Origin of the sequence: Mesorhizobium salmacidum (SeqCode) (assembly GCF_037179605.1) — a bacterium.
GTDB classification, from domain to species: Bacteria; Pseudomonadota; Alphaproteobacteria; order Rhizobiales; family Rhizobiaceae; genus Mesorhizobium; species Mesorhizobium salmacidum.
In genome coordinates, this window is sequence record NZ_JAPYKS010000007.1 from 262,625 (window position 1) to 287,913 (window position 25,289).

General features: G+C 65.0%; 30 protein-coding genes and 1 tRNA gene. 19 read left to right on the forward strand and 12 right to left on the reverse strand.

Annotated elements, in window-relative coordinates:
• Genes O7A60_RS12380 through O7A60_RS12390 form a run of 3 tightly spaced genes read left to right on the forward strand, consistent with a single transcriptional unit; the run spans position 1 to position 2,149 of the window.
• Entirely contained in the window at positions 1–633 is a 633-nt protein-coding gene (locus tag O7A60_RS12380; protein WP_337106504.1) for a precorrin-8X methylmutase, read from the forward strand.
• Positions 630–1,388 (forward strand): precorrin-2 C(20)-methyltransferase, encoded by a 759-nt coding sequence (locus O7A60_RS12385; protein ID WP_337106505.1) that lies wholly within the window; start codon positions 630–632, stop codon positions 1,386–1,388. The genes O7A60_RS12380 and O7A60_RS12385 overlap by 4 nt, the downstream gene beginning before the upstream one ends.
• Entirely contained in the window at positions 1,385–2,149 is a 765-nt protein-coding gene (locus O7A60_RS12390) for a precorrin-3B C(17)-methyltransferase (RefSeq protein WP_337106506.1), read from the forward strand. The genes O7A60_RS12385 and O7A60_RS12390 overlap by 4 nt, the downstream gene beginning before the upstream one ends.
• Here O7A60_RS12390 and O7A60_RS12395 read toward each other — a convergent pair.
• Complete coding sequence (locus O7A60_RS12395; RefSeq protein ID WP_337106508.1) at positions 2,113–2,880, reverse strand: cobalt-precorrin-6A reductase; 768 nt, start codon at positions 2,878–2,880, stop codon at positions 2,113–2,115. The genes O7A60_RS12390 and O7A60_RS12395 overlap by 37 nt on opposite strands.
• Before the next feature lies 1 nt (position 2,881).
• Between O7A60_RS12395 and cbiE the strand changes: the two genes are divergently transcribed.
• The 8 genes from cbiE to O7A60_RS12435 all read left to right on the forward strand — a co-directional run bounded on the left by cbiE (position 2,882) and on the right by O7A60_RS12435 (position 9,821).
• Complete coding sequence (gene cbiE / locus O7A60_RS12400) at positions 2,882–4,123, forward strand: precorrin-6y C5,15-methyltransferase (decarboxylating) subunit CbiE (RefSeq protein ID WP_337106509.1); 1,242 nt, start codon at positions 2,882–2,884, stop codon at positions 4,121–4,123.
• Positions 4,120–4,506, forward strand: coding sequence for a cobalamin biosynthesis protein (locus tag O7A60_RS12405; protein WP_337106549.1), 387 nt, complete (start codon positions 4,120–4,122; stop codon positions 4,504–4,506). Before cbiE ends, O7A60_RS12405 begins: the two co-directional genes overlap by 4 nt.
• Entirely contained in the window at positions 4,503–5,267 is a 765-nt protein-coding gene (gene cobM, locus O7A60_RS12410) for a precorrin-4 C(11)-methyltransferase (protein ID WP_140747278.1), read from the forward strand. The genes O7A60_RS12405 and cobM overlap by 4 nt, the downstream gene beginning before the upstream one ends.
• Positions 5,264–6,082, forward strand: a complete 819-nt coding sequence (gene cobA / locus O7A60_RS12415; protein ID WP_337106510.1) for a uroporphyrinogen-III C-methyltransferase — start codon at positions 5,264–5,266, stop codon at positions 6,080–6,082. The genes cobM and cobA overlap by 4 nt, the downstream gene beginning before the upstream one ends.
• Entirely contained in the window at positions 6,079–7,392 is a 1,314-nt protein-coding gene (locus tag O7A60_RS12420) for a cobyrinate a,c-diamide synthase (protein ID WP_337106511.1), read from the forward strand. Before cobA ends, O7A60_RS12420 begins: the two co-directional genes overlap by 4 nt.
• A 3-nt stretch (positions 7,393–7,395) precedes the next feature.
• Entirely contained in the window at positions 7,396–8,172 is a 777-nt protein-coding gene (gene cobS / locus O7A60_RS12425) for an adenosylcobinamide-GDP ribazoletransferase (protein ID WP_337106512.1), read from the forward strand.
• A 38-nt stretch (positions 8,173–8,210) separates the two neighbouring features.
• On the forward strand, positions 8,211–9,221 hold the full coding sequence (gene cobT, locus O7A60_RS12430) for a nicotinate-nucleotide--dimethylbenzimidazole phosphoribosyltransferase (protein WP_337106513.1): 1,011 nt from the start codon (positions 8,211–8,213) through the stop codon (positions 9,219–9,221).
• 285 nt (positions 9,222–9,506) lie between these two features.
• Positions 9,507–9,821, forward strand: a complete 315-nt coding sequence (locus tag O7A60_RS12435) for a hypothetical protein (protein WP_337106514.1) — start codon at positions 9,507–9,509, stop codon at positions 9,819–9,821.
• Between the two features lie 120 nt (positions 9,822–9,941).
• Here the strand turns inward: O7A60_RS12435 and O7A60_RS12440 are convergent.
• Together O7A60_RS12440 and O7A60_RS12445 are read right to left on the reverse strand one after the other, a co-directional pair.
• Positions 9,942–10,017: transfer RNA gene (locus O7A60_RS12440), tRNA-Lys, on the reverse strand.
• 128 nt (positions 10,018–10,145) lie between these two features.
• Complete coding sequence (locus O7A60_RS12445) at positions 10,146–11,054, reverse strand: PhzF family phenazine biosynthesis protein (RefSeq protein WP_337106515.1); 909 nt, start codon at positions 11,052–11,054, stop codon at positions 10,146–10,148.
• A gap of 101 nt (positions 11,055–11,155) precedes the next feature.
• Between O7A60_RS12445 and O7A60_RS12450 the strand changes: the two genes are divergently transcribed.
• From O7A60_RS12450 to O7A60_RS12465, 4 genes are all read left to right on the forward strand, one after another.
• Positions 11,156–12,442: an efflux RND transporter periplasmic adaptor subunit gene (locus O7A60_RS12450; protein ID WP_337106516.1), complete on the forward strand. Its 1,287-nt coding sequence runs from the start codon at positions 11,156–11,158 to the stop codon at positions 12,440–12,442.
• Positions 12,443–12,446: 4 nt separating this feature from the next.
• Entirely contained in the window at positions 12,447–13,154 is a 708-nt protein-coding gene (locus tag O7A60_RS12455; RefSeq protein ID WP_027145316.1) for an ABC transporter ATP-binding protein, read from the forward strand.
• 2 nt (positions 13,155–13,156) lie between these two features.
• On the forward strand, positions 13,157–14,374 hold the full coding sequence (locus O7A60_RS12460) for an ABC transporter permease (RefSeq protein WP_337106517.1): 1,218 nt from the start codon (positions 13,157–13,159) through the stop codon (positions 14,372–14,374).
• A 131-nt stretch (positions 14,375–14,505) separates the two neighbouring features.
• Positions 14,506–14,802: a hypothetical protein gene (locus O7A60_RS12465; RefSeq protein ID WP_337106518.1), complete on the forward strand. Its 297-nt coding sequence runs from the start codon at positions 14,506–14,508 to the stop codon at positions 14,800–14,802.
• Positions 14,803–14,817: 15 nt separating this feature from the next.
• On the opposite strand, the gene O7A60_RS12470 is transcribed toward O7A60_RS12465, so the two are convergent.
• Both O7A60_RS12470 and O7A60_RS12475 read right to left on the reverse strand, forming a co-directional pair.
• Positions 14,818–15,534 carry a hypothetical protein gene (locus tag O7A60_RS12470; protein WP_337106519.1) on the reverse strand — a complete coding sequence of 239 codons (717 nt, stop codon included), beginning with the start codon at positions 15,532–15,534 and terminating at the stop codon, positions 14,818–14,820.
• A gap of 80 nt (positions 15,535–15,614) precedes the next feature.
• Complete coding sequence (locus tag O7A60_RS12475) at positions 15,615–16,727, reverse strand: endonuclease/exonuclease/phosphatase family protein (RefSeq protein WP_337106520.1); 1,113 nt, start codon at positions 16,725–16,727, stop codon at positions 15,615–15,617.
• Positions 16,728–16,916: 189 nt separating this feature from the next.
• Between O7A60_RS12475 and O7A60_RS12480 the strand changes: the two genes are divergently transcribed.
• Positions 16,917–17,525, forward strand: a complete 609-nt coding sequence (locus tag O7A60_RS12480; protein WP_337106522.1) for a BA14K family protein — start codon at positions 16,917–16,919, stop codon at positions 17,523–17,525.
• Between the two features lie 100 nt (positions 17,526–17,625).
• Here the strand turns inward: O7A60_RS12480 and ilvC are convergent, their stop codons facing one another.
• Together ilvC and O7A60_RS12490 are read right to left on the reverse strand one after the other, a co-directional pair.
• Positions 17,626–18,645: a ketol-acid reductoisomerase gene (gene ilvC, locus O7A60_RS12485; RefSeq protein ID WP_013531065.1), complete on the reverse strand. Its 1,020-nt coding sequence runs from the start codon at positions 18,643–18,645 to the stop codon at positions 17,626–17,628.
• A gap of 24 nt (positions 18,646–18,669) precedes the next feature.
• Positions 18,670–19,323 carry a TetR/AcrR family transcriptional regulator gene (locus O7A60_RS12490; RefSeq protein ID WP_337106529.1) on the reverse strand — a complete coding sequence of 218 codons (654 nt, stop codon included), beginning with the start codon at positions 19,321–19,323 and terminating at the stop codon, positions 18,670–18,672.
• Between the two features lie 152 nt (positions 19,324–19,475).
• Here O7A60_RS12490 and O7A60_RS12495 point away from each other — a divergent pair, with 152 nt between their 5' ends.
• The gene (locus tag O7A60_RS12495; RefSeq protein ID WP_337106551.1) at positions 19,476–19,907 is read left to right on the forward strand and encodes an anthrone oxygenase family protein; all 432 of its coding nucleotides are present in this window, start codon (positions 19,476–19,478) and stop codon (positions 19,905–19,907) included.
• 29 nt (positions 19,908–19,936) lie between these two features.
• On the opposite strand, the gene O7A60_RS12500 is transcribed toward O7A60_RS12495, so the two are convergent.
• Positions 19,937–20,395 (reverse strand): MarR family winged helix-turn-helix transcriptional regulator, encoded by a 459-nt coding sequence (locus O7A60_RS12500; protein WP_337106530.1) that lies wholly within the window; start codon positions 20,393–20,395, stop codon positions 19,937–19,939.
• A gap of 100 nt (positions 20,396–20,495) precedes the next feature.
• Here O7A60_RS12500 and O7A60_RS12505 point away from each other — a divergent pair, with 100 nt between their 5' ends.
• Complete coding sequence (locus O7A60_RS12505) at positions 20,496–21,233, forward strand: glutathione S-transferase family protein (protein WP_337106531.1); 738 nt, start codon at positions 20,496–20,498, stop codon at positions 21,231–21,233.
• Here the strand turns inward: O7A60_RS12505 and O7A60_RS12510 are convergent.
• Positions 21,181–22,446: an FAD-dependent oxidoreductase gene (locus O7A60_RS12510; protein WP_337106533.1), complete on the reverse strand. Its 1,266-nt coding sequence runs from the start codon at positions 22,444–22,446 to the stop codon at positions 21,181–21,183. The genes O7A60_RS12505 and O7A60_RS12510 overlap by 53 nt on opposite strands.
• A 54-nt stretch (positions 22,447–22,500) precedes the next feature.
• Positions 22,501–22,911: a winged helix-turn-helix transcriptional regulator gene (locus tag O7A60_RS12515; RefSeq protein ID WP_027145329.1), complete on the reverse strand. Its 411-nt coding sequence runs from the start codon at positions 22,909–22,911 to the stop codon at positions 22,501–22,503.
• A gap of 135 nt (positions 22,912–23,046) precedes the next feature.
• Here O7A60_RS12515 and O7A60_RS12520 point away from each other — a divergent pair, with 135 nt between their 5' ends.
• Complete coding sequence (locus O7A60_RS12520; RefSeq protein ID WP_337106534.1) at positions 23,047–23,937, forward strand: SDR family oxidoreductase; 891 nt, start codon at positions 23,047–23,049, stop codon at positions 23,935–23,937.
• Between the two features lie 34 nt (positions 23,938–23,971).
• Here O7A60_RS12520 and O7A60_RS12525 read toward each other — a convergent pair whose 3' ends face one another.
• Positions 23,972–25,012, reverse strand: coding sequence for an SDR family oxidoreductase (locus tag O7A60_RS12525; protein ID WP_337106535.1), 1,041 nt, complete (start codon positions 25,010–25,012; stop codon positions 23,972–23,974).
• Positions 25,013–25,049: 37 nt separating this feature from the next.
• On the reverse strand, positions 25,050–25,289 hold a 240-nt coding region (locus tag O7A60_RS12530; RefSeq protein ID WP_415926819.1), incomplete at its 5' end, for a KUP/HAK/KT family potassium transporter.

Genomic DNA, 25,289 nt, shown 5'->3' on the forward strand with positions numbered 1-25,289 from the left:
ATGGCCGCCTATGACTATATCCACGACGGCACAGCGATCTACGAGCGCTCCTTCGCCATCATTCGCGCCGAGGCTGATCTGTCGCGCTTTTCCGAAGCCGAGGCCGATGTCGCCATCCGCATGATCCATGCCTGCGGCCAAGTCGAGGCAGCAAGTCGTTTCGTTTTCTCCCCCGATTTTGTCACCGCCGCCCGCACCGCTCTGGCGGCCGGCGCGCCGATCTTCTGCGACGCGGAAATGGTCTCGCATGGCGTCACCCGTGCCCGGCTGCCGGCCGGCAATGAGGTGATCTGCACCTTGCGCGACCAGCGCACGCACGACATCGCCAGGGAGATCGGCAATACCCGCTCGGCCGCCGCGATCGACCTTTGGGGCGAGCGCATGGCCGGTTCGGTCGTCGCCATCGGCAATGCGCCGACCGCACTCTTCTATCTGCTGGAAAAGCTGCGCGATGGCGTGCCTAAGCCAGCCGCCATCATCGGCATGCCGGTCGGTTTTGTCGGTGCTGCCGAATCCAAGGATGCGCTGGCCGAAAATTCCTATGGCGTGCCCTACGCCATCGTGCGCGGCAGGCTTGGCGGCAGCGCCATGACCGCCGCAGCGCTCAATTCACTGGCGAGGCCGGGCCTGTGAACGCGCTCCCCAAAGGCCGTCTCGTCGGCGTCGGCACCGGTCCCGGCGACCCCGAATTGCTGACGCTGAAGGCCGCACGGACCTTGGCCGAGGCCGATGTCGTGGCTTATTTCGCCAAACGCGGCAACAACAGCAATGCGCGCGCCATCGTCGAGGCGCGCTTCCGGCCCGACATGCTGGAACTGCCGCTGCTCTATCCCGTGACCACCGAGATCGACAAGGACCACGACGATTACCGCTCGCAGATATCAGGTTTCTATGAGGAGTCGGCCGACAGGGTCGCCGAGCACCTCGACGCCGGCAAGATGGTTGCCGTGCTCTCCGAAGGCGACCCGCTGTTCTACGGCTCCTACATGCACCTGCATGTGCGCCTTGCCCATCGCTACCCGACCGAGGTCATTCCCGGCATCACCGCCATGTCCGGCTGCTGGTCGCAGACCGGCGTGCCGATCGTCCAGGGCGACGACGTGCTGACCGTGCTGCCTGGCACGATGAGTGAATTCGACCTGACGCGCCGCCTTGCCGACACCGATGCTGCCGTCATCATGAAGGTCGGGCGCAACCTGCCCAAGATCAAGCGCGCGCTGGAGGCGACCGGCAAGCTGACGCGTGCCGTCTACGTCGAGCGCGGCACCATGGCCGGCAGCGTCTCGATGAAGCTTGCCGACAAACCGGACGACAAGGCGCCCTATTTCGCCATCGTGCTGGTTGCCGGCTGGTCCGGTCGACCCGGCGTGGCTGGAGTGCAGGCATGAGCGGCCGTCTCACCGTCATCGGCCTCGGGCCCGGCAATGCCGACCAGGTCACCCCGCAAGCCAGTCGCGCTATCGCGGAGGCAAAATTCTTCTATGGCTACAAGCCCTATCTCGACCGGCTCGACCTGCGCCCGGACCAGACCCGCGTCGCTTCCGACAACCGTGAGGAACTCGCCCGCTCCAAGGAGGCCCTGACCAAGGCCGCCGAGGGCCACGACGTCGCCGTGGTATCCGGTGGCGATCCCGGCGTGTTCGCCATGGCCGCGGCGGTCTGTGAGGCGATCGAGGCCGGTCCGGCCGAATGGCGTGCGGTTGATGTCATCATCGTGCCTGGCGTCACCGCCATGCTGGCGGTCGCCGCCCGCATCGGCGCGCCGCTCGGCCACGATTTTTGTGCCATCTCGCTATCCGACAATCTGAAGCCTTGGGATTTGATCGAGTTGCGCCTGCTGGCGGCGGCCGGCGCCGGCTTCGTCATCGCTCTCTACAACCCGATCAGCAAGGCGCGTCCCTGGCAACTTGGCCGCGCCTTCGAATGCCTGACCGCTATCCTGCCCGGCACGACGCCGGTGATCTTCGGCCGCGCCGCCGGCCGTCCGGACGAGCGCATCGAGGTCTATCTGCTGGCCGATGTCGACGCAGAAAAGGCCGACATGGCGACCTGCATCATCATCGGCTCGCCGGAGACCCGGATCATCAAGCGCAGCGACAAGCCGGCGCTGGTCTACACGCCGCGCTCGGCATCGGGCTCCACAAAATGACGCACCATCGCGGCCAGCGCTTCGACGGTTTCAGCCGAAGGCACGTCCGGCAGGGCGGGCCTGCGCACCATGATCACCTCGAGGCCAAGCGCCCTCGCGGCGGCGACCTTGCCGTAGGTGGCCGCGCCGCCGCTGTTCTTCGACACCACGACATCGATGCGATGTTTTTCGAGCAGAGCGTGCTCGTCGGTCTCGCCAAACGGTCCGCGCGCCAACAGGTACGCGGCATCGGCAACCGCCAGCTTCGGCTCGACCGGATCGACGCTGCGGATCAGATAGTGGTGCTGGGGCGCTGCCTCGAAGGCGGCGACCTCCTGGCGGCCCAGCGCCAGAAACACACGGCGCGGCACTTCGCCAAGCGCCCGCGCGGCCTCGGCAACGCTGTCGACCTTAAGCCAGCGGTCGCCTTGGCCGGCCACCCACCCCGGGCGCCGCAGGGCAAGGATCGGCACGCCGGTCTTGCGCGCGGCCATCGCCGCATTGGCGGAGATTCGCGCCGCGTAGGGATGCGTGGCGTCGATCAGCAGACCAGTGCCTGTCTCGCTGAGATAAGCAGCCAGACCATCGACGCCGCCGAATCCTCCGCTTCGCACGGGCACACCCTGCGCGACCGGGCTTTGCGTGCGGCCGGCCAGGGAAAGCGTGACCGAGCAATCGGCGCGCGCCGCCAGTTCTCCGGCCAGTTGCCCGGCTTCGGTGGTACCGCCAAGGATCAGAATGCGGTGGGTCATCATGCCTGCTGAGGGTCCGCGCGGCGCCAAGCTCAACTCAAGATGGCTCACCATCGTCGGCATTGGCGAGGACGGTTTAGCGGGTCTCGGCGACGAGGCCAAGCGGCGGATCGCCGAGGCGGAGTTCATCTTCGGTGGCAAGCGGCACCTGGCGCTCGTCGCTTCCTTTGCCAGGGGCAAGCAGCGACCCTGGCCGGTTCCGTTCGATACCGGAATGGCCGAGGTCTTGGCGCTTGCCGGCAGAAACGTCTGCGTGCTCGCCTCCGGCGACCCGTTCTTCCACGGGGTCGGCGCCACCCTCGCCCGCAAGGTCAACCCGCGCGAGATGTATGTCATCCCAGCGCCGTCAGCCATTTCGCTGGCAGCCGCCCGTCTTGGCTGGGCGCTGCAGGACATCGAGATCATCTCACTGCACAGCCACCCGATCGACCTGATTCGCCCGCTGCTGCAGCCCAACGCACGCATCCTGGCGCTGACATCGGATGGCGATGCACCTGCTGCAATTGGGCGCCTGCTCACCGAACTAGACTTTGGCACTTCGCGGTTGACCGTCCTGGAAGCGTTAGGCGGGCCGAAGGAGACATTGCGTTCGGTTCGTGCCGACGCCTTCAACCTCGAAAACATCAATCCACTCAACGTGCTGGCCATCGAAATTGATTCGAACCCGCAAGCGCGCGTGCTGCCGCTCACATCAGGCCTTGCCGATCATCTGTTCGAGCATGACGGCCAGATCACCAAACGTGAAATCCGCGCCGTAACCCTCTCGGCGCTGGCGCCGAGGCGCGGCGAATTGCTGTGGGATGTCGGCGCCGGCTCGGGTTCGATTGGCATCGAATGGATGCTTGCTCACCGCTCGATGCGCGCCATCGCCATCGAGGCCGATCCGGTCCGCGCCGCTCGCATCGGCCACAATGCCGTTACCTGCGGCGTTCCCGGCCTCGTCATTGTGGAAGGCAGCGCGCCCAAGGCACTGGCCAGGCTGGAGACGCCCGATGCCGTCTTCATCGGTGGCGGCGGCAGCGACGCCGGCGTCTTGACCGCCGCCACCAAGGCCTTGCGCGCCGGCGGCCGTCTCGTCGCCAACGCGGTGACGCTGGAAATGGAAGCCCTGCTTCTCGCCCAGCACACAAAGCGCGGCGGCGACCTCACCCGCATCGCCATCTCCCGCGCTTCGCCCGTCGGCTCCATGCAGGCATGGCGGCCGGCAATGCCTGTCACGCAATGGAGCTGGGTGAAGCCATGATGGTCGCGGGCATCGGCAGCAGCAAAGGCGTAACCGTCGAAGACGTGCTCGCGGCGATAGAAACCGCGCTCGAAGCGCATGGCCTGGCGATGTCGGCTCTTTCGGCACTGGCTACCGCGGCGCTCAAGAAGGACGAAGACGCGATCGCTGCCGCTGGTCGCAAGCTGAACCTTCCGGTCATCATCGTCGATGACGCAGCTCTTCAGGCCGCCTCGCCGCGGACGCTCAGCAGTTCCAGCCTCTCGCAGGACCTGGCCGGCACCCCATCGGTCTCGGAAGCCTCCGCCCTTGCCGTCGCCGGCAAAGGCGCCAGCCTGCTTGGTCCACGCACCGTGCTCGGCGCGGTCACCTGCGCCATCGCCATCAGCGGAGACGCGCCATGACCGTCCATTTCATCGGCGCCGGTCCGGGTGCGGCCGACCTCATCACGCTGCGTGGCGCAAGGCTCCTGGCGAGTTGCCCGGTCTGCCTCCATGCCGGGTCGATCGTCGCGCCGGAATTGCTGCAGCATTGCGCGCCGGGAACAAAATTGATCGACACCGCGCCGATGTCGCTGGATGAGATCGAGGCTGAATATGTGGCGGCCCACAAGGCCGGCCATGATGTTGCCCGCCTGCACTCCGGCGACCTGTCGGTGTGGAGCGCTGTCGCCGAGCAGATCCGCCGGCTGGAAAAGCATGGCATCCCCTACACGATGACCCCGGGCGTCCCGTCCTTCGCCGCCGCCGCCGCAGCACTTCGCCGCGAGCTGACCATTCCCGAAGTCGCGCAAAGCCTGGTGCTGACCCGCGTTTCCGGGCGTGCGTCGAAAATGCCGCCCGGCGAAACGCTGGCCGGCTTCGGCCGCACCGGCGCCACGCTGGCCATTCATCTTGCCATCCACGCCATCGACCGCGTGGTCGCCGAACTGACGCCGCACTATGGCGGCGATTGCCCGGTCGCGATCGTCTTCCGCGCCTCCTGGCCGGATGAGCGGGTGCTGACCGGCACGTTGGAGACCATCGAGGCGCTGCTGGCCGCCGATCCGATGGAGCGTACGGCGCTCATCTTCGTCGGCCGCTCGCTGGCGGCGGAAGGGTTTGGCGAGAGTTCATTATACGACGCCCATTATCAGCGGCGTTTTCGCGGACGGGACGGATTGTGAGCGGCAGCACCAGAAACAAAGGCGAAAACGCCACGCTCGAACAGGCGCTCGCGCGGCTGAACTTCAAGCCGCGCGAGCTTGAGCCGGGCCATGTCTGGCTGGCCGGCGCCGGCCCCGGTGACCCTGGCTGCCTGACCCTGGAAGTGCTGGCGGCGCTGGCCGAAGCGGATGCGCTGGTCTACGACGCGCTGGTTTCGCCTGATGTCGTCGCGGTTGCCGGTAACGCCGAGCTTTTCTTTGCCGGCAAGCGCGGCGGCCAGCCCTCGATGAAGCAGGATGACATCACCGCTTTGCTGGTGCGGCTGGCGCGTGAAGGCCGCCGCGTCGTCAGGCTGAAGGGCGGCGATCCCTATATTTTCGGCCGTGGCGGCGAAGAGGCGCTGGCGCTGGCGCGCGAAAACATCCCGTTCCGTGTGCTGCCGGGCCTGACATCTGGCCTCAGCGCGCTGGCCGCCACCGGCATCCCGGCCACCATGCGCGGCATCAACAAGGCTATCATTCTGGCGACGGGGCATGCCGCCGGCACCGATGACGACATTGACTGGGCGGCGATCGCCCGCACCGGCCAGCCTGTGGTCGTCTATATGGGCATGGCCAATCTGCCGCTGATAGCAGCCGCCCTGCTCGACGGCGGACTGGCGCCATCGACGCCGGCGGCCGTGATTGTCGCCGCGACGACACAGCAGGAGCGAACCGTCGTCGCCACGCTCGCCACCATTGCCGAGGAAGCGGCGGCTGCCGGGCTCGCCTCACCGGCACTGATCGTCGTCGGCGGCATCGTCGCGATGCGCGCGGCACTGGCAGGGCAGGCATGACGGCGCGCGCGATCATCATCGGCGCGCCGCGCTCCGGCTCGGGCAAGACCAGCGTCACCATCGGCATTCTGCGCGCGCTCACCCGGCGCGGCCTGAAGGTGCGCGGCGCCAAATCCGGCCCGGACTATATCGACCCCGGCTTCCACACCGCCGCCACCGGCCTGACCGGTGTCAATCTCGACAGCTGGGCGATGTCGCCGTCGCTGCTCAATGCGCTGGCCGCACAGGCAGCCGACGATACCGACTTCGTCATCCTCGAAAGCGCCATGGGCCTGTTCGACGGTATTCCGGCCTCGCCGGGGCGCACCGGTTCGGCCGCCGATCTTGCCCGGCTTTACGGTCTGCCGGTGCTGCTGGTGCTCGACGTGTCGGGCCAGTCGACCACGGCGGCGGCCGTCGCCAAGGGTTTTGCCATTTACGATCCGGATGTGCGCATGGCGGGTGTCGTGCTCAACCGGCTGGGCAGCGAGCGTCACCGGCGGCTGTCCGGCGACGCCATCGAGGCGATCGGCCTGCCCGTCGTCGGCGCCATTTTGCGCGATCCCACGTTGAACCTGCCCGAACGCCATCTCGGCCTCGTGCAGGCCGGCGAATATGACGATCTGATGGCGCATCTCGATCGGCTTGCCGACATGGCGGAGAAGTCGCTCGACCTGGACGCGATCATAGCGCTGGCAACACCCCTCGCCCCGGCAGTTGGCGACATCACCGACGCGCTGCGGCCGCCCGGCCAGCGCATCGCACTGGCCGAGGATGCCGCCTTCAGCTTCCTCTACCCGCATGTCGCCGCCTGTTGGCGCAAGGCAGGCGCGGAAATTGTCCCGTTCTCGCCGCTCGCCGACGAAGCGCCGGACGAGGATTGCGATGTCTGCTGGCTGCCCGGCGGCTATCCAGAGCTTCACGCCGGCAAGCTGGCCGCCGCCACGAATTTCCATGTGGGAATGGCGCGTTTCGCCGAGAAGAAGCCGATCCATGGTGAGTGCGGTGGCTTCATGGTGCTTGGTGAAGCGCTGGAGGATGCCGGCGGCGAAACGCATCGCATGCTCGGCCTGCTCGGCCATTCCACCAGCTTCGCCAGGCGCAAGATGAATCTCGGCTACCGTGAAGCACGGCTGCGCGCCGACTGTCCGCTGGGGCCGCAAGGCGCACTGATCCGAGGTCACGAATTCCACTATGCGCAGATGATGGCCACCGGCAATGATGAGCCGCTGGCCGACCTCGCCGACGGCCAGGGCAATCCGCTCGGCGCTTCCGGCTACCGGCGTGGCCATGTCAGTGGCACCTTCTTCCACGCCATTGCACGGGCCTAGACCATGAAGCGCCCAAGAATCGCCCTGTCGCCTCGGCAAGTCCTCGATGACATCGCCCTTTGCCTGGTCTTCTTCACCCGCCTGCCGCTGCCCGTCTTCGATTTTCGTGGCCGCAGCCTCGCCGCCGCGATCTGGGCCGCCCCCATTGCCGGCCTTGTCGTCGGCTTGATCGGCGCCATCGTCTTTGCCACGGCGGAACGGTTTGGCCTTGCCATAGGACCGTCGGCCGCCCTCGCCCTCGTTGCAACCGTGCTCACCACAGGCTGCCTGCATGAGGATGGGCTGTCCGACGTCGCCGATGGCTTCGGTGGCGGCAAGTCGCGCGGACGCAAGCTCGAGATCATGCGCGACAGCCGCATCGGCGCCTATGGTGCCATGGCGCTGGCGCTATCGCTGCTGATCCGCTGGAGCACGCTTTCGGAACTCACCGATCCCACGCAAGCCCTCTTTGCTCTGGTGGCTGCGCATGCCGCTTCGCGTGGCGTGCTCGGCGCCTTTATGCATCTTTTGCCGCCTGCGCGATCCGACGGCCTCTCGGCAGACGCCGGCGCCGTCTCACTCGAAATGGCGATAGCCGGCGCCGTGCTTGGCGCGATTCCGCTGCTCCTGCTTGGCGCCGGCGGCGCCATCGCCGCGCTCATCCTGCTCGGCCTGCTGTTTGCTGCCTTTCACGCCCTTTGCCTCAACCAGATCAATGGCCAGACCGGCGACACGGTTGGCGCCTTGCAGCAATTGAGCGAGATCGCGGTGCTTCTCGTCGCTTCCGTCGCTCTTTCCTGATCCCTTTTGCCTGATTCCCTCCCGGAGACCTTGCCCCCATGCCCTTCAAATCCCTCGATGAACTGCGCGCCGCCTGTCTCGACCTGCCCGCCGGCAGCGAGGCGGCAGCCAATGCCGTTGCCAGCCGCCAGGACACGCTGACCAAACCGCAAGGCAGTCTCGGCCGGCTGGAAACGATCGCCGCCTGGCTGGCGCGCTGGCAGGGCCGTGACATGCCCAGGCTTGACCGCGTGAAAGTCTTCGTCTTCGCAGGCAATCACGGCGTCACCGCGCAAGGCGTGTCGGCCTATCCTTCGGAAGTCACCGTGCAAATGGTGGCGAATTTCGCTGGCGGGGGTGCTGCCATCAACCAGCTCGCCCGTATCGCCGGCGCCGAGCTCGACGTCATCCCGCTCGACCTCGATCATCCAACCGGCGATTTCACCCAAGTGCCCGCAATGGATGAGAAAACCTTCCTCGCCGCCGTCTCGGCCGGTTACGACGCGGTGACGAAAGATCTGGACCTCGTCTGCTTTGGCGAAATGGGCATCGGCAACACCACGCCGGCCGCCGCCATTTCGGCCGCCTTGTTCGGCGGTGGTGCCGAAAAATGGACCGGGCGCGGCACCGGCGTCGACGATGCCGGACTGAAGCGCAAGGTGGTCGCCATCGAAGCCGGCCTGAAGCGCCACGCCGCCGCCCTTGCCGATCCGCTGGGGGTCGCAGCCAGCCTCGGCGGGCGCGAACTCGCCGCCATCTTCGGCGCCACGCTCGCCGCACGGCATCTGGGCATACCCGTGCTGCTAGACGGCTTCGTCTGCACCGCCGCCGCCGCGCCGCTGGCAAAGCTGCACCCAACCGGCCTTGCTCATACGACCGCCGCACATGTCTCCGCCGAATCGGGCCATCGCGGCCTGCTCGAAGCGCTCGCCCTGCCGCCGCTACTCGATCTCGGCATGCGGCTCGGCGAAGGCTCCGGCGCGTGCCTGGCCGTCAACATCGTGCGCTCGGCGCTGGAGTGCCATGCGAGAATGGCGAGTTTTGCCGAGGCTGGCGTGTCGGAGAAGTAATGCGCGGATCGCCTTGATGTACAAACCCTCATGAATTTTCGGAGCCCCAAAACAGGGGGTTCGCGATGTCCTTGCTCGGACTGAGTGAAATTTCGACCGCAAGAAGCGGCCCCGGGCGCCGCTCGGCCTTTCTGCAGGCTCAACGAAGGAGGAATATTAGCAAGAAAGAATATATTAACGACTGTGATGCAGCCTTCCATACGGGGACGGGAAACGCCTCCTCATCGGACGTTCCAAACGCGCGCCCTCAAGCGCCGGGACGCTCGACCAATGCGGAGCAAACGCATGAGTGTGGGAGCAGCTCTCGAACTATTGCTGCGGTTGATTCATAGCCGAGCCATGAAGTTGGCGGCGTTGCCGGAGGATGAAAGGGATATACATTACGATCTCATCCGCCGCTCATGTTGCGAAGCCGCCGAGCACATCGGGCAAAACCCCGACAAGGCAGCCATCACGGCAAACGACATGGTTGAGTTTGTTCGCGCACTGGTGGGAATCATCGAAGTGGGCTGTGGATCAGGCCAAGGGCGGCCAAACACCGATCGGCCGCCGCCAGCGCGACATTTTGGCAGCCGGGAGAATGGCATGACACGCGTCTAGAGCATGATGCGGAAAAGTGTGGGTGCTGGCCCAAATATTTGGACATAGTGCGGACACAGACTTCCGCCTACATCCATCAGGGTCCCTCACCTCGTCCAACAAATTGATTTTGTTAGATTTTGGTGGGTGCGCACAGGATTGAACTGTGGACCCGCTGATTAAGAGTCAGCTGCTCTACCAACTGAGCTACGCACCCACTCGGCCGGCAAAAACCGGCGTTGGCGGGCATATAGCCGCCGACACCGGTCCTGTCCAGCCCTGCTGGAATCATTTCCCGACAAATCGCAACAAGCCTTGTCGTGCCGGGAAGGAATGCGGAGGCGATCAGACGAAAAGCTTGCCTTCCGCCACCTTGATCGCGTTGCCGCCAATGCGCGCCGAGGCGAGTTTTCCGCCCTGTACGGTCAGTTCGAGGCGGATGCGCGATGGCCGCCCCATCTCCAGTCCCTGCTCGATCCACAATTGCGAAACCCCGTCTGTCGGGCCGTCGAAATGCATGATGGCGCCGGCGAAGGCCGCCGCCGCCGAACCGGTCGCCGGGTCCTCGTAGGACGGCGTGCCGGGCACGATCATGCGCACATGGAACGCGCTTTCGTGATTCACCGTTTCACGGCAATAGACGTACGGGCTGGCGAAGGCCCATTCGCTCTTGCGCGGCGCCAGTTCCGACCACGCCTGGTTGTCCAGCCGGATCCGGCCCGCCGCCTCGAGGTTGGCGACCGGGATGGTCACATAGGCCACGCCCGCCGACCAGAAGGCGACGCGGTGATTCTCGAAGCCGATCTCGTGCGGTGTCAAGCCGAGTGCCGCGCCGATCGCCTCCGGATCGGCGTCGAGCTTCAGCGGCTCCGGCAGCTTGGCGAGGTCGAATTCGGCGAAGGTGGCGCCATCGTGCTTGCTCACGGCGCAACGCACCGGACCAATGTTTTCTTCCAGGACGAAAATGCCGGCGTCGCCCTCACCGGCCAGTTCCGCCAGCGCGATTGCCGAGCCCACCGTCGGGTGGCCGGCGAACGGCATTTCATAATCGGGGGTAAAGATGCGGATGCGGTTTCGGTGCTTGGGATTGTCCGGCGGCAGCACGAAGACCGATTCGGACAGGTTGAACTCGCGCGCGATGGCTTGCATCGCGGCGGTGTCCAGACCTTTGCAATCCAACACCACCGCCAGCGGGTTGCCGGCCAGTCGCTCGGTCGTAAACACATCGTAAAGCAAGTAATTCCGGGTTTGCATTCCTGCCTCAATCCCAACATGGGCGAAATTTAATTTGATATTCGAACCGATAAGCCTGATCTGTGCACAGACAGGGACATTACGCATAATAGGGGTCCGACGTGGACCAGATTGTCAATCTGCCAAAGGCGGAATCGGATTCCGCCATTGAGACGGCGCTAGGGCTCGACCAGATCGGCCGGCGCAGGACGCGCCGCCGCGGCTGGCTCTACGCGCTGCTGGCGCTGATCGTCCTCGTCGCGGCTTTTGCCGGTTACCAATGGTATGCCGGCACGCCGACCAAGATCGACTATACGACAGTGCCGGCCGCCAAGGCCGACCTCACCGTCCAGGTTTCGGCGACTGGCACGCTGCAACCCCTCACCCAGGTCGACATATCAAGCCAGCTCTCCGGCATCATACGCTCGGTCACGGTCAACGAGAACCAGCAGGTGAAGAAGGGCGACGTGCTGGCTGCACTCGACACCGCCAAGCTGCAGGTCCAGATCGAACGGGCCGAAGCGTCCGCAAAAGGGGCGGCTGCCAATGTCGAGGACGCCCGGGTGACGCTCTCCGAGAACGAGAGCGCGCTTGTCCGCGCGGCGGCCCTGACCAAGCGCGGCATGGCCACCGACCAGTCGCTCGAGGCCGCGACCGCGACCCGCGACCGCTCCAAGGCTGCACTCGACAGCGCCGAGGCCAATCTCGCCATCGCCAATGCAGACTTGAAATCGCAGCAGACCGATCTCGCCAACAGCACCATCTACGCGCCGATCGACGGCATCGTGTTGACCCGTTCGGTCGACCCCGGCCAGACGGTCGCCTCTTCGCTGCAGGCGCCCGTGCTGTTCATCATCGCCGCGGATTTGAGGAACATGGAGCTGGTGGCGGCGGTCGACGAAGCCGACATCGGCGCGGTCAAATCAGGCCAGCATGCCCGCTTCACCGTCGACGCCTTCCCCGACCGGCCGTTCGATGCCGAGATCCGCGACATTTCCTATGCCTCGGTCACGACGGATGGGGTCGTCACCTACAATGCGCGGCTTGAGGTCGACAACAGCGAACTTCTGCTGCGCCCGGGCATGACCGCTACCGTTTCGGTCGTTACCCGGCAGGCCAAGGATGTGCTCACCGTGCCGGCCAGCGCCTTCCGCTACCGACCGGCGCAGCAGGCCCCGCGTGGCTGGAGTCTCAGCGACCTGTTCACCGGCCGCATGGGTCGCCCCGACCGCCAACGCCAGGCGGCGAAGGCCCCGACCGATGGTTCTCGCACGCTCTATGTGCTGGAGAACGGCCGGCCGCATCCGGTCAACGTCAAGATCGGCTCCACCGATGGCGAACTGACGGAGATCACCTCCGGCCTGGAGGAAGGAGTGCAGATCATCACCGCCTCGCAGTCGCGGAGCTGAGGCTATGGCCGCGGGCGCGCCCCTCATCACCTTCGACACGGTCTGGAAGAGCTACGGCCAAGGCGAAGCCAAGGTGCATGCGCTGGCCGGCGTAGACCTTGCCATCCGGCGCGGCGAATTCGTCGCCATCATGGGTCCATCGGGCTCCGGCAAGTCAACGGCAATGAACATCATCGGTTGCCTCGACACGCCGACGGCCGGAACCTACTCCTTCATGGGCGTCGATGCCGGCCGGCTCGACCGCAACCGCCGCGCCATGCTGCGCAACCTTTATGTCGGCTTCGTCTTCCAGGGTTACAATCTCTTGGCCCGCACCACCGCGGCGGAGAACGTCGAACTGCCGCTGATCTATCGCGGCGTCGCCGCCCGCGAGCGCCGCGACCTTGCCATGCAGGCGCTGGCTGAGGTCGGCCTTGTCGGCCGCGAGCATCACACGCCGGCCGAGCTCTCCGGCGGCCAGCAGCAGCGCGTGGCGATCGCACGCGCCATCGTCACCAGGCCGACGCTGCTCGTCGCCGACGAGCCGACCGGCAATCTCGACACGGCTCGCACCCACGAAATCATGGAACTGCTGACGCGGCTGAACAAGGAGCTTGGCCTGACCGTCGCCATGGTCACGCACGAGGCCGATGTCGCCGAATATGCCGAGCGCACCATCCGCTTCCTCGACGGCCATGTCGCCTCCGACACAATGAACATGGAGACGGCATAACCATGATCTGGGAAACCATCCGCCTCTCGCTGCGCTCGATCCGCCGCAACGTGCTGCGTTCGTTCCTGACCTTGCTCGGCATCGTCATCGGGGTCGCCGCCGTCATTGCCATGCTGACCATCGGCTCCGGCACCACGCAAAAGGTCAAGGCCGACATCTCCAAACTCGGCAGCAATCTGCTGGTCGTCCGGGCCGGGCGCCCGGCCGGTCCCGGAGGTCCGGGCGGGCTCGACCAGGCGGTGCGGCCGCTGGCGGAAAAGGACCTGGCGGCGCTGGTTGCGCATCTCTCCGGCGCGCGCGCCATCTCGCCGGCATCGCAGAAGCAGGTCCGCGTCATCTTCGGCACCGAAAGCCTGACCTCAGGCGTCACCGGCACCGACAGCGCCTATCTCGACGCGCGCGACTGGAAACTGGTGTCCGGCCGCCCGTTCAGCGATTCCGAAACCCGTTCGGGCACTGGCGTGTGCCTGATCGGCGAGACGGTGCGCCAGCAATTCTTCGGCGCCGGCGATCCCGAGGGTGAGATCATCCGCGTCAACCGCACCTCCTGCAAGATCGTCGGCCTTCTCGAGCCGAAGGGCTATACCGGCTTCGGCCAGGACCAGGACAATGTCGTGCTGATGCCGCTCGCCGCCTATCAGCGCCGCATCGCCGGCAACCGCGATATCGACAACATCTACATCGCCGCCGACGACCGCACGCCGACCGCCGAATTGCAGCCGCGCGTCGAGGATATTTTGCGCGATGCGCGCCGTATAACCCCGGACCGCGAAAGCGATTTCGCCATCCGCGACATGACCCAGATCGCCGACGCCATGGCCAGCGCAACCACGACGATGACCGGCATGCTGGGCGCGGTCGCCGGCGTCAGCCTGCTGGTCGGCGGCATCGGCATCATGAATATCATGCTGGTGTCGGTCACCGAGCGAACCCGCGAGATCGGCATCAGGCTCGCCATCGGCGCGCATGAAAAGCACATCCTCATCCAGTTCCTGGTCGAGGCGACGGTGCTGTCGCTGCTCGGCGGCATCATCGGCATCGTGATTGGCCTGGCGCTGGCCGGCCTCGCCTCGATGACCTTGATCATACCCTTCGCGCCAAGCCCGGCGGTCATCCTGCTCGCCGTCGGCTTCTCCGCGCTGATCGGCATGGTGTTCGGCTTCTTCCCGGCCCTTCGCGGCGCCAGGCTCGATCCGATCGACGCGCTAAGGCATGAGTAACGAGCAAGCTGCAAAGGCGCCCGGCACTCCGAGCCGGTTTTACACAACCTTCGACGTTTCCGCCCCGCCCAACCCTGTCGTCGCTGTGTTGGCGATGTTGTGCCAAGGCATTTCTGGTCGAGGAGCAGCTGATGAGCAAGAAGGCGCGCGTGGTCCTGACAATGGTGGTTATCGAAGCTGTCCTGGCAGGCATCTGGTGGTATCTCGCCGATTACGGGATGGCCAATCCCGATCGCGTCAAACCGGATTTCCAGGCGGTCGTCGGCCAGACCATGGGTATGGCGATGGGCGGCTTGCTGGGCATCGGCTTCATCCTGTTCTTCGTCGCCGCGCGCAACGACCGCAAGGCACTCAAAAGCAAGGCTCATAGGCCCCTGCCTCTCCACGAGATCAGCCGTGGCGCCGACGGGTGGCGTCTGCGATCATGACATCGGCACGAAACTTTAATTTCCGTTCGCGAAATGCCACTCGATCAGGGGCTTCATGTGCGGCGAAAGACCGTTCGGCAGGTCGTCGGCATGGCGGATGATCACCGGCCCCTCGATCTCCGGATCGGCTTCGGTGGCGACGAAGGCCAAGATTCGGCGCGCTATCTCATCGGCAGGCTCGTCGACGTGATAGCGGCGGAAGATGACGGTGCCGCTTGCCGTCGACAGGGCGTGCCAGCGCACCCCGCGCCTGGCGTTCGACAGGTCGAGGCCGGTTTCCTCGCGCACCTCGCGGATCATGTTGAAATCGACATCGACCAGCCCATCGCGGAAATCGGTTGGCTCGAACGAACCGGCGGCGAAATAGACCCGGCCGGCATTGACGGTTCGCGGTCCCATGCGGATCGCCACCAGCGCATTGTCGCCGGCCACCAGCACGGCATGGGCATAGGCGTGTTCGGCGCCGGAATTCTCGCGCCGCTTCCGCCACAGCATGAAGGTCGAGTAGTTGACCGCATGGCAGAGGCCAATGAGACTGCGGTCGCGATAGGCAAGTTCCGAAAGCAGAACCACGGTGCCGTCGAAGAGCGCCGGATTGGTCTCGATCTCGCTCTGCCAGTTCTTGGCGATCGCCCCGGCATTATCCACCGCGAAGGGATGCGGGCCGGCATCGAGGCGCACATCGATGGCGTCGACCGGCAGGATGACATTGCGTGGAAGATCAAAGCTCATGTCGGCTCAGGCCCGATCCTGCCCATCAGGCCCCATACTCCCCATCGGGCCCGTACTCCCCATCATGCCCATACTCCCCATCAGGCCATGTCCAGCGTGATCGCCACCGGGCAGTGGTCCGAAGCCTTGGGCCGATCCCAGCCGGCGCGCGGGAAGCGCTCGACTTCCTGGCCCGCGGGAAAGATCGTGCGCCAGGGCTGACCGTTGCGGATGATGTCGGGAACCGCGGTGGCGTTCTTCGCCGCCAGTCCCCTGGAAAGCAGGATATAGTCGAGCTGGCACAGATGCCGCTCTTCGGGTCCGCGTGTGTGATAGAAGGTCCAGCGGTTCATTTCCGGCCGCCGCTCGACCACGTTTTCGCAGAAGCCGCCCGCTGTCAGCACATTGATGCAGGACAGGTTCTCGTCAACCACCTCGAAACGGTAGCCGTCCACCTCATCGCCGGCGATCTTCACCCGCTGGCGGTAATCGTTCATGTCGCCGCAGATCGCCCAGCGCTTGTCGGCAGCATGATCCACACCGAAACGCTCCTCGATGATGCGCCGCACGGCCTGCGCTTCCGCGACGCGCACCGGCATTGTCGCTTCGCGTCCGTCAAGCCCGTTTCGGGGCGAGCCCATCGACTTGAAGTGCACGAGATAAAGCGTCATCGGTGCGCCGCCCACCTTGATGTCGACCTCCAGGCAGTCGCGCCGGAAGATACGTTCATTGGGCTGGTTGCCGAGGGCCGCCAGCTCCGGCGTGTGCAACCCGAACTGCTCGTAGGTGACATAAGCGTGGCTGGTCATGCGAACGAATTCGATCGGCTGTCCCTGCGCGGTTTCGTTGCGCATCATCACGGCGACATCGATGCCGCGCGAATCATTGCCCGACGTGGTGTATTTCTGGCGGTAACCATGCCCCACCATCTTGAACAGATAGCCGTACTCGAACGCCTTCAGCGCTTCGATGTTGTCGACCTCCTGCATGCCGATGATGTCGGCACGGGTGGCGGCGATGGCCAGTGCCGTCAGCTGGCGCGTGTCGTCGGATTGCGCGATGGCGCGCGCCTGCTCCAGTATCTTGTATTCGGCCTCGCTCTGGATATCGAACATCGCCAGGGTGCGATCCTCGTTGAGCTGGTTGCGATAGCCGGAAAAATCGAACCTGTTCATCAGGTTCTCGACATTGAAGGTGGCAAGGCGCAGCGACATGCCCTGACCTTTGCCTGCAAGAGCGGCGGAAAACAAGATCGCGGGACTACAAGCAGGGACCCTTTGGTCCTGGTGGCCTTCGCCCTATGGTTGACGGAACCTTTCCGTTCATCCGCCGTTCAGACGCAAAGGCCCACAGTAGGCCCATTCCCAGGGTAGGCGTGGGGCCTGTATCTCGTGGAGAGTGCTATGAATTCGCTCTTTTCTTCCACTGTCAAATCCGGGCTGATTGCCCTCGGTACTGTCTCCGGCATCACGGCGCCATCCGCCGCCGGTCCGATCCTGCAGCCCGATGTGTCGATTCCGGCCAGCACCGCCGCGCCAATGGTCACCCCGGTCCGCGAAGACTGGGCCGGCGGCAACAACAATGGCGGCGATTGGAGATGGCGCCGCAACTGGAACGGCGGCCACTGGAATGGTGGTGGCAACTGGAGCGGCCGCCACTGGCATGGCGGAGGCAACTGGAGCGGCCGCCACTGGAATGGTGGCGGCAACTGGAGCCGCGGCGATGACTGGCGCTGGCGCCATGGCCGCCGCCACTATCACGGCGGCTACTACGATGATGGGGCCGCCGCAATCCTCGGTCTTGGCCTGGGGCTCGGCCTTGGCAGCATGTACAACAGCTATAACAACTACGATTACTATGCGCCGGCGCCACGCCGCTACTACCGCGCCGGCCGGCTTTCCAGCGCCCATGTCCGGTGGTGCTATAACCGCTACCGTTCATATCGCGCCTACGACAACACATTCCAGCCCTATAACGGCCCGCGCCAGCAGTGCTGGTCGCCCTATAGCTGAACCGGCTGCGGCTGACACCAGAAATGAAAACGGCGCCACCTGGCGCCGTTTTTGGTTTTGACCGTTCGAAATTAGAGGGCTTCGAGCCTGTCGATTTCGCTCAGTTCTTGGCCTTGTCGACCAGCTTGTTCTTGGAAATCCACGGCATCATCGCGCGCAGCTTGGCGCCGACTTCCTCGATCTGGTGGCTGTCATTGTTGCGGCGGATGCCCTTGAAGCGCGACATGCCGGCGCGGTATTCCTGCATCCACTCCGAGGTGAATTTTCCCGTCTGGATGTCCTTCAGCACGCGCTTCATCTCGGCCTTGGTCTCGGCGGTGATGATGCGCGGACCCGAGACGTATTCGCCCCATTCGGCGGTGTTGGAGATCGAGTAGTTCATGTTGGCGATACCGCCTTCATAGATCAGGTCGACGATCAGCTTGACCTCGTGCAGACACTCGAAATAGGCCATTTCCGGCGCGTAACCGGCTTCCACCAGCGTCTCGAAGCCGGCGCGGATCAGTTCGACCAGGCCGCCGCACAGCACGACCTGCTCGCCGAACAGGTCGGTCTCGCATTCCTCGCGGAAATTGGTCTCGATGATGCCCGAACGGCCGCCGCCGACGCCGCAGGCGTAGGAGAGAGCGAGGTCGAGCGCGTTGCCCGAGGCGTCCTGGTTGACGGCGACCAGGCACGGCACGCCGCCGCCCTTCTGGTATTCGCCGCGCACCGTGTGGCCCGGGCCCTTCGGCGCGATCATGACGACGTCGACGGTCGACTTCGGCTCGATGAGGCCGAAATGCACGTTGAGGCCGTGCGCGAAGGCGATCGCGGCGCCGTCGCGGATGTTCGGCGCGATCTCGTTCTTGTAGATGTCGGCCTGCAATTCATCGGGCGTCGCCATCATCATCAGGTCGGCCCATTTGGCGGCATCGGCGACGCTCATTACCTTGAGCCCGTCGGCCTCGACCTTCTTGGCGGTCGCCGAGCCGGCCTTGAGGCCGATGGCGATCTCCTTGGCGCCGGAATCCTTGAGGTTGAGCGCATGCGCCCTGCCCTGGCTGCCATAGCCGATGATGGCGACCTTCTTGCCCTTGATCAGGTTGAGATCGGCATCACGATCGTAATAGACACGCATTTTACTTCCTTCCCGTTTTGAAGATCAAAGGCCCTGAGGCCCGGTTTTTGCTCCGAAAAGAGCGAGAAACTGTTGCGTCGCGCGGATGGCATCGCCGCCGATCGCCGCCTCAGTCAATTCCAGCCGGTCACCGAGCAGCAGACGGATCTGCACATCCCGGCCAACCAGCCCGAAAAAGGTACGGAATGCCGTCTCGGCATCCGCAAATTCAAGGAGCCCTGCCTGCCGGCCGGCTTCAAGCACCGGCTTCAGTCGCTTGGCCAGGGCAAAGCGCCCATTCTCCAGCACGACGGCGCCGAGATTGTCCTTACCCGACCCCGCATGACCAACCGCCACCCTATTGAGCGCGATCGAGGTATCGCTCGAAATGACCATGAGCCAGTCGCCGGCAAAGCGCTCGAGGCTCGCCGTCAGCGAGGCAAGGTCGAGCCCCTTCCCGTCAACCTGCGCCACCCGCACCTTCGACGCCTGCCACTGCACGGTCGCCGTCAGCAGCCCGTCGCGGTCGCCGAACCATTTGTAGAGCGTTTCCTTGGAACAGCTCGCACGCCGCGCCACGGCGGTCATGGTCAGGTCGTCGCCTTCCTCGACCAGCAGCCGCAGCGCCGCATCCAGGACGGCCTGCTGCCGCTCCGTTAGCGTCTCGCTGTTGTCGATGTCGGGCACGATGTGCAACACGCTCTTTCCTCGCGGACGACCAAGCCAGTCATTTTCGGCAAGCCGTACCGTACGTTACGGTTCGGCCTTTCTATGGCCTATTGCACCGAACCTGGCAAGCCCTATTTCTCTCCGGTCGGCTTCGCTGCCGCCGTCCTAAAGGGGGAAACATGTTGGCCGGTTTGCTGGCCTTGGCCATAGCCGCTGTGTTCACCGGTGCGGCGATCTATGTCAGCGTGGCCGAGCAGCCGGCGCGGTTGCGGCTGGATGACAGGTCCCTGCTCCAGGAATGGCAGCCTTCCTACAAACGCGGTGCGGCCATGCAGGCATCGATCGCCATCGTCTCCTGCGTTCTCGGCCTTGTCGCCTGGTGGCAGACCGGCGGGCTTGCCTTTCTCGGCGGCGCGGTGGCGATCATCCTGCCCTGGCCGTGGACCCTTGTTGTGATGATGCCGACCAATCGAGTGCTGGAGGCAATGGACCCGGAAGCGGCCAATCCGCAGGCCAGGGCGCTGATCGTCAGATGGGGCAATCTGCACCTGGTTCGCGCGGCGCTCGGTGTGCTGGCGACGCTGTCTTTTCTGTGGGGCAGCCATCTGCCTTGACCCGCCAGGCCGGGCTCGTCTCCGCGGAATCAGTCCGCGGCAGGCGGATGGCGCAGCCGGCCGAGCAGTGCCGAGACCGTGCTCAACTCATCCAGCGAGAGCTTGGCACCCACCAGTTCGGCGATCGAGCGCCCGTAGACCGCCCACATCCGGCGGCGCGTCTCACGTCCCCTGGCCGTGATGCGGATGGTTTGCCCACGGCCGTCATCGGCCACCGGCAGTTTCTTGACCAGCCCGTCGGCCTCGAGCCGGGCCAACAGCCGCGAGATGTTGTATTGCGCAAACAAAGTGCGCTCGATCAGTTGAAATGGCCGCAAGCCGCCCTCGCCAGCCTCGGCAAGCTCGTGCAGCACGTCGTACCATGCAAGCGGCGGCAGGCCGCCCTCCTTCAGCGCGTCCTCGGCACGTTCCATCAGTTGGCGCGAAACCCGCATCAGGCGGGCCCAGACCTTGATGGCATCAGGCGAAGGCATGGCTGTCTCTGTCATGGCCGTATCCTAAGAGATAGATGCAGATGCATCAAGCTTGACGATCAATGCATACGCATCTACATAAATGCAGTTGCATCGATATCGAAAGGCACATTCCATGAAACCCGCCGACACCCTCATTCTCGTCAGCCATCCCCTCTGCCCCTATGTCCAGCGTGCGGCGATCTCGCTGGCCGAGAAAGGCGTCCCGTTCGAGCGGATCGACATCGACCTCGCCGACAAGCCGGACTGGTTCAAGGCGATCTCGCCGCTCGGCAAGGTGCCGCTGCTGCGCGTACAGCGAACTGGCGACGAGACGATAATCTTCGAATCCGCGGTCATCCTCGAATTCCTCGAGGAGACGCAGGCCAATCCGCTCCACCCTGCCGACCCCTATGCCCGCGCCCGGCACCGTGCCTGGATCGAGTATGGCTCAGCCATCCTCAACGCCATCGGCCGGTTCTATTCAACGCCGAGCGAGGCTGGCTTCCTCGCCGAGTCCAGCGCGCTGTCGGCGATGTTTGACCGCCTTGAGGCTGAACTCGCTAACGATACCCTGCGGAGCGGGCCATGGTTCGCTGGCAGCCGCTTTTCCCTCGTCGATGCCGTTTACGGTCCGGTCTTCCGCTACCTCGACGCTTTCGACCGGATCGGCGATTTCGGCATCCTGGAAGGCATGCCGCTTGTCCAGGCCTGGCGCGAAGCGTTGAGCGACCGCCGGTCGATCAGGCAAGCCGTGGCGCCGGACTATCCGCAGCGCCTGCATGCTTTCCTGCGGGCGAAGGGGTCTTTTCTATCGAGCCTCATTCGGCAACGCGATCCGGCCAGCGCGCTTCGGCAAGCCCAGCTCGCCTGAACGGATCGATCACCGTGCCGGCCACCATCGAGGCCAGGAACCGCGGCGCCGGCGGAATCTTGGCGATCGTCGCCACCAGCCTGTCGCGGATGAAAGGCAGCGCCACGGAGTCCGACTGGTAGAAGGGCGTGAATGCCAGCGACAGCGCCTGGAAGGCCCGCACATGCCAGCGCCGCGCTTTCGCATAGCCTTCGAGCGCAGCCTCGACGCTGCCCGTTCGCTCCAGCGCATGGCTGAGCGCCGCGGCGTCGAGCAGCGCCATGTTGGCGCCCTGGCCAAGCTGCGGACTGGTCGAATGCGCGGCGTCGCCGATCACGGCCAGCCGCCGGCCAACTGGAGACTTCATCGTGTGATGGCCATAGCGGGCCAGCGAGAGCTGGTCGAAACTGCCGATCTGGTTGGTGAACGCCTCGACCTGCGGCCACAGCCGCACCACCCGCTCCTTCCAGGCATCGATGCCAAGGTTGCGCACGGCATCGGCATCCGCCGGTTTCAGGCTCCAGAAGAATGCCGCCATCCTTTCGGAACCCGGCTCCGGCCGGCCGATCGGCAGCACGCCGATCATCACGCTGGCCTTGTCGTAGCGCTGCAAAAGCGCGTGCTCGTCAAAGCCCTCGCCTCGCCAATCCAGCGATGCCCATAATGCGCCATAGGTGAGTGGTCGTGGTGCCCCGGCATTGCCGGCGCACTGCCGCAGTTTTGAACGCGAACCGCTGGCGTCGACGACAAGATCGAACGGCCCTGCCCTTCGTCCATTGCCACGGACCAGCGTCGCCCGGTCGCCGATGTCCAAAGTCTCGATTTCGACGCCGGTTTCGATGGCGATGGTCTCACGCCGGGCAGCGCGAAACAGCACGCCGAACAGGGCCGCCCGGTGCACCGCCAGACCGAAGCGGCCGCCGTGCTGGGCGTCGTAGCGGACGTCGAGCACGGTGCGGCCGGTGGAGGCATCGGCGCCATGCAGCCGGTCGATCCTGCTGCCCAGTGCCATGATGTCGTCGAGCAGGCCGAGGTCGGCAAGCACCGTCAATCCGGTCGGCTGCAGGATCAACCCGGAGCCGACCGGCTTCGGTTCCTCGAAGGGCTCGAAGATGGTGACCCGGTGCCCGGCACGCCTGAGATAGAGCGCCATGGCCAGCCCAGCCGGACCGGCGCCTGCAATTGCGATATCGTAGGAAATGCCGTTGCCCCCAAGCCGCACTGGCCGGGACAATCCTTCAGCCGCCGGATGAAATCAAGTCGCGACGCCGAAGGCTACCCGGCTGGGTCAAGCCGGTGTTGAATCGAAGGCAGTGCGCGCGTCGCGCACCGCATCGTGGTTGTTTTCAGCCCACTGCAACAAATGCTGCAAAGCGTCGAACATCGAGCGCCCAAGGTCGGTCAGGCTGTATTCGACACTGGGCGGCTTGGTCGGAAACACTTCGCGACGCACATAGCCGTCGCGCTGCAGATCATGGAGCGTCTGAGTCAGCATGCGCTGCGAAATGTCGGGAACCAGCCGCCGCAGCTCGCCGAAGCGATAGGGCTGCTCGGCCAAGGCCGCCGTCAACAGCGAGCTCCATTTGCCATTGAGCCCCTGAATGACGTCGCGGACCGGGCAATCGGCAATGTTTCCGCCTTCGGTCATCGCTTTGTAGACTTCGAGTTTGGATTTCAGATTGACGGTCCGGCTGTCCATGACTGGTTCCCTGCGTGTGCCTACCTCCCGAAAAACTGCCTTCTTTACTGCAGCGGGTCAATTCCTATTTTAGTGCTGGTCTCTTTTTGAGATCACCACCCGAACCGCCCTTCCGGCGCAATGTCAGGATCCTCCATGACCGCAACTCTTCTCGTCACCGGCGCGTCCGGCCAGCTCGGCCGCAGCGTCATCAACCATCTGCTGGACACATTAGAGGTGCCGGCGGCCCGGATCATCGCCACGACCCGCACGCCCGCCAATCTTGCCGACCTGTCAGCGCGCGGCGTCACCGTTCGCGAGGCTGATTTCGACGATCAAGCCTCGCTCGCCGACGCCTTCGCCGGCGCCGACCGGGCGCTCATCATTTCGACCAACGAGCTGGCGATCCAGGGAAAGCGGCGCGAACAGCAGCTTGCCGCCGTCGCGGCGGCCAGGCAGGCGGGCATCGCCCACCTGCTCTACACCTCGATGCCCAACACGGAGCCGGGTTCGCCGGTGCTCTTTGCGCCCGACCATTACGACACCGAACAGGCGATCAAGGCGAGCGGCATCCCCTACACGATCTTCCGCAATGGCTGGTATGACGAGAACCTGTTCATGGCGATGCCGCAGATCCTCGCTTCGGGCCAATGGTATACGTCCGCGGCCGACGGCGCCATTTCCTATGGCGCGCGTGACGATCTCGCCGCCGCCATAGCCGCGGGGCTGGCTTCGGACAACACCGAAAGCAAGACGTATACGCTGACCGGCCCCAAGGCCTATACGTCAGCCGAAGTCGCGGCACTTGTCACCGAAGTCACCGGCAAGCCGATCCAGGTCATTCAGCTCTCGGACGAAGCCTTGACCGAGGGGATGAAGAGCGCAGGCCTTCCCGAGCCCATCGCCCGGCTTCTCGTATCCTTCGACGCTGCCACGCGCGTTGGCGGCCTTGGCATGGTGACGGACTCCGTCGAAAAGCTTTCCGGCCGGAAATCGGTACCGCTGAAGCAGTTCCTCGAGGCCAACAAGGCCGCACTGGCAGGCTGAAACCAGCGCAGCGGGAAGTCTTTCTCCCGCCGCGCTATTTCGGCGTTTTGACAAGCCCGAGCCGGACCAGGCTTTCTCCGGTGGCGGCGAGCGCGTCCTCGCGCGAGCGCGGCGCCCAGCCGAGCATGCGCACCGCCTTGGCGTTGGTGGCATTCTTGACCTTGCCGAGTTCCGTCACGAGTTGCGCGGCTTCCGCGTTGAACAGCCCCACCATCCGCACCAGCCAATCGGGAAGCTCCCGCGTCGAGACACGCGACGCGGCGGCGCCGAGCCGCATCTTCACCGTCTGCGCAATCGCCCGCACAGTCATGAAATCGCCGGCGACTGCCAGAAACCGCTCGCCCTTGGCGACGGGATTGGTCATGGCGCGCACATGCAGGTCCGCCACGTCGCGCACATCGACCACGCCGAAGGACAGGCGCGGCAGCCCTGGCATGGCACCGTTCATCATGCGCTGGACAAATGCGGTGGAGGTCGAATGGTCGGCCCCTAGAACAGGCCCGAAGATTCCCACCGGATTGACGACCGCCAATTCCATGCCGCCACCCTCGGTGCCGATGAAATCCCAGGCCGCGCTTTCGGCGAGCGTCTTCGACTTCACATAGGCGCTGACCTTGGCAGTTGGATCGGTCCAGCTCTCCTCGGTGAAGGGCCGGCCGTCGGGCGGCATCTTGCCATAGCCGATGGCCGCGAAGGACGATGTCAGCACGACGCGTTTGACGCCGGCGTCTCGCGCCGCCCTGAGCACGCGCAAGGCGCCTTCGCGAGCCGGGATGATCAGGTCATCCTCATGCGTCGGCACACCGGGCGGGAACGGTGACGCGACATGCAGGACATAGTCGCAGCCGGCGATAGCGTCGGGCCAGCCGGCATCCGCCATGAGGTCGGCGATGGCAAAGGAGAGCCTGTCGCCCGGCTCGGCGCCGCCGGCCTTCAGCATGGCGATAACTTCGGCTTCGCGCTTGGCGGAGCGCACCGTCGTGCGCACGCGATAGCCCGCCTTCAGCAGGGCAAGAATACAATGTGCACCGAGGAAACCCGATCCGCCTGTGACAAGCACCAATTCGCCGCCCATCTCAGCCTCCCCGTTTGGGTCGAGACGATCGAACTCGTCAGATCGCCACCTGCGTGCCGATTTCTACCACACGTCCGGTCGGGATCTGGAAATACTCCGTCGCATCCGCCGCCGTGCGCGCCAGGCCGATGAACAGCCGGTCCTGCCATAGCGGCATGCCGGAATTGGGCGACGCCTTGAGCGAGCGCCGCGACAGGAAGAAGGATGTCGTCATGATGTCGAACTTCCAGCCCTGCTTGCGGCAGATCGCCAGCGCGCGCGGGATGTTGGGCTGTTC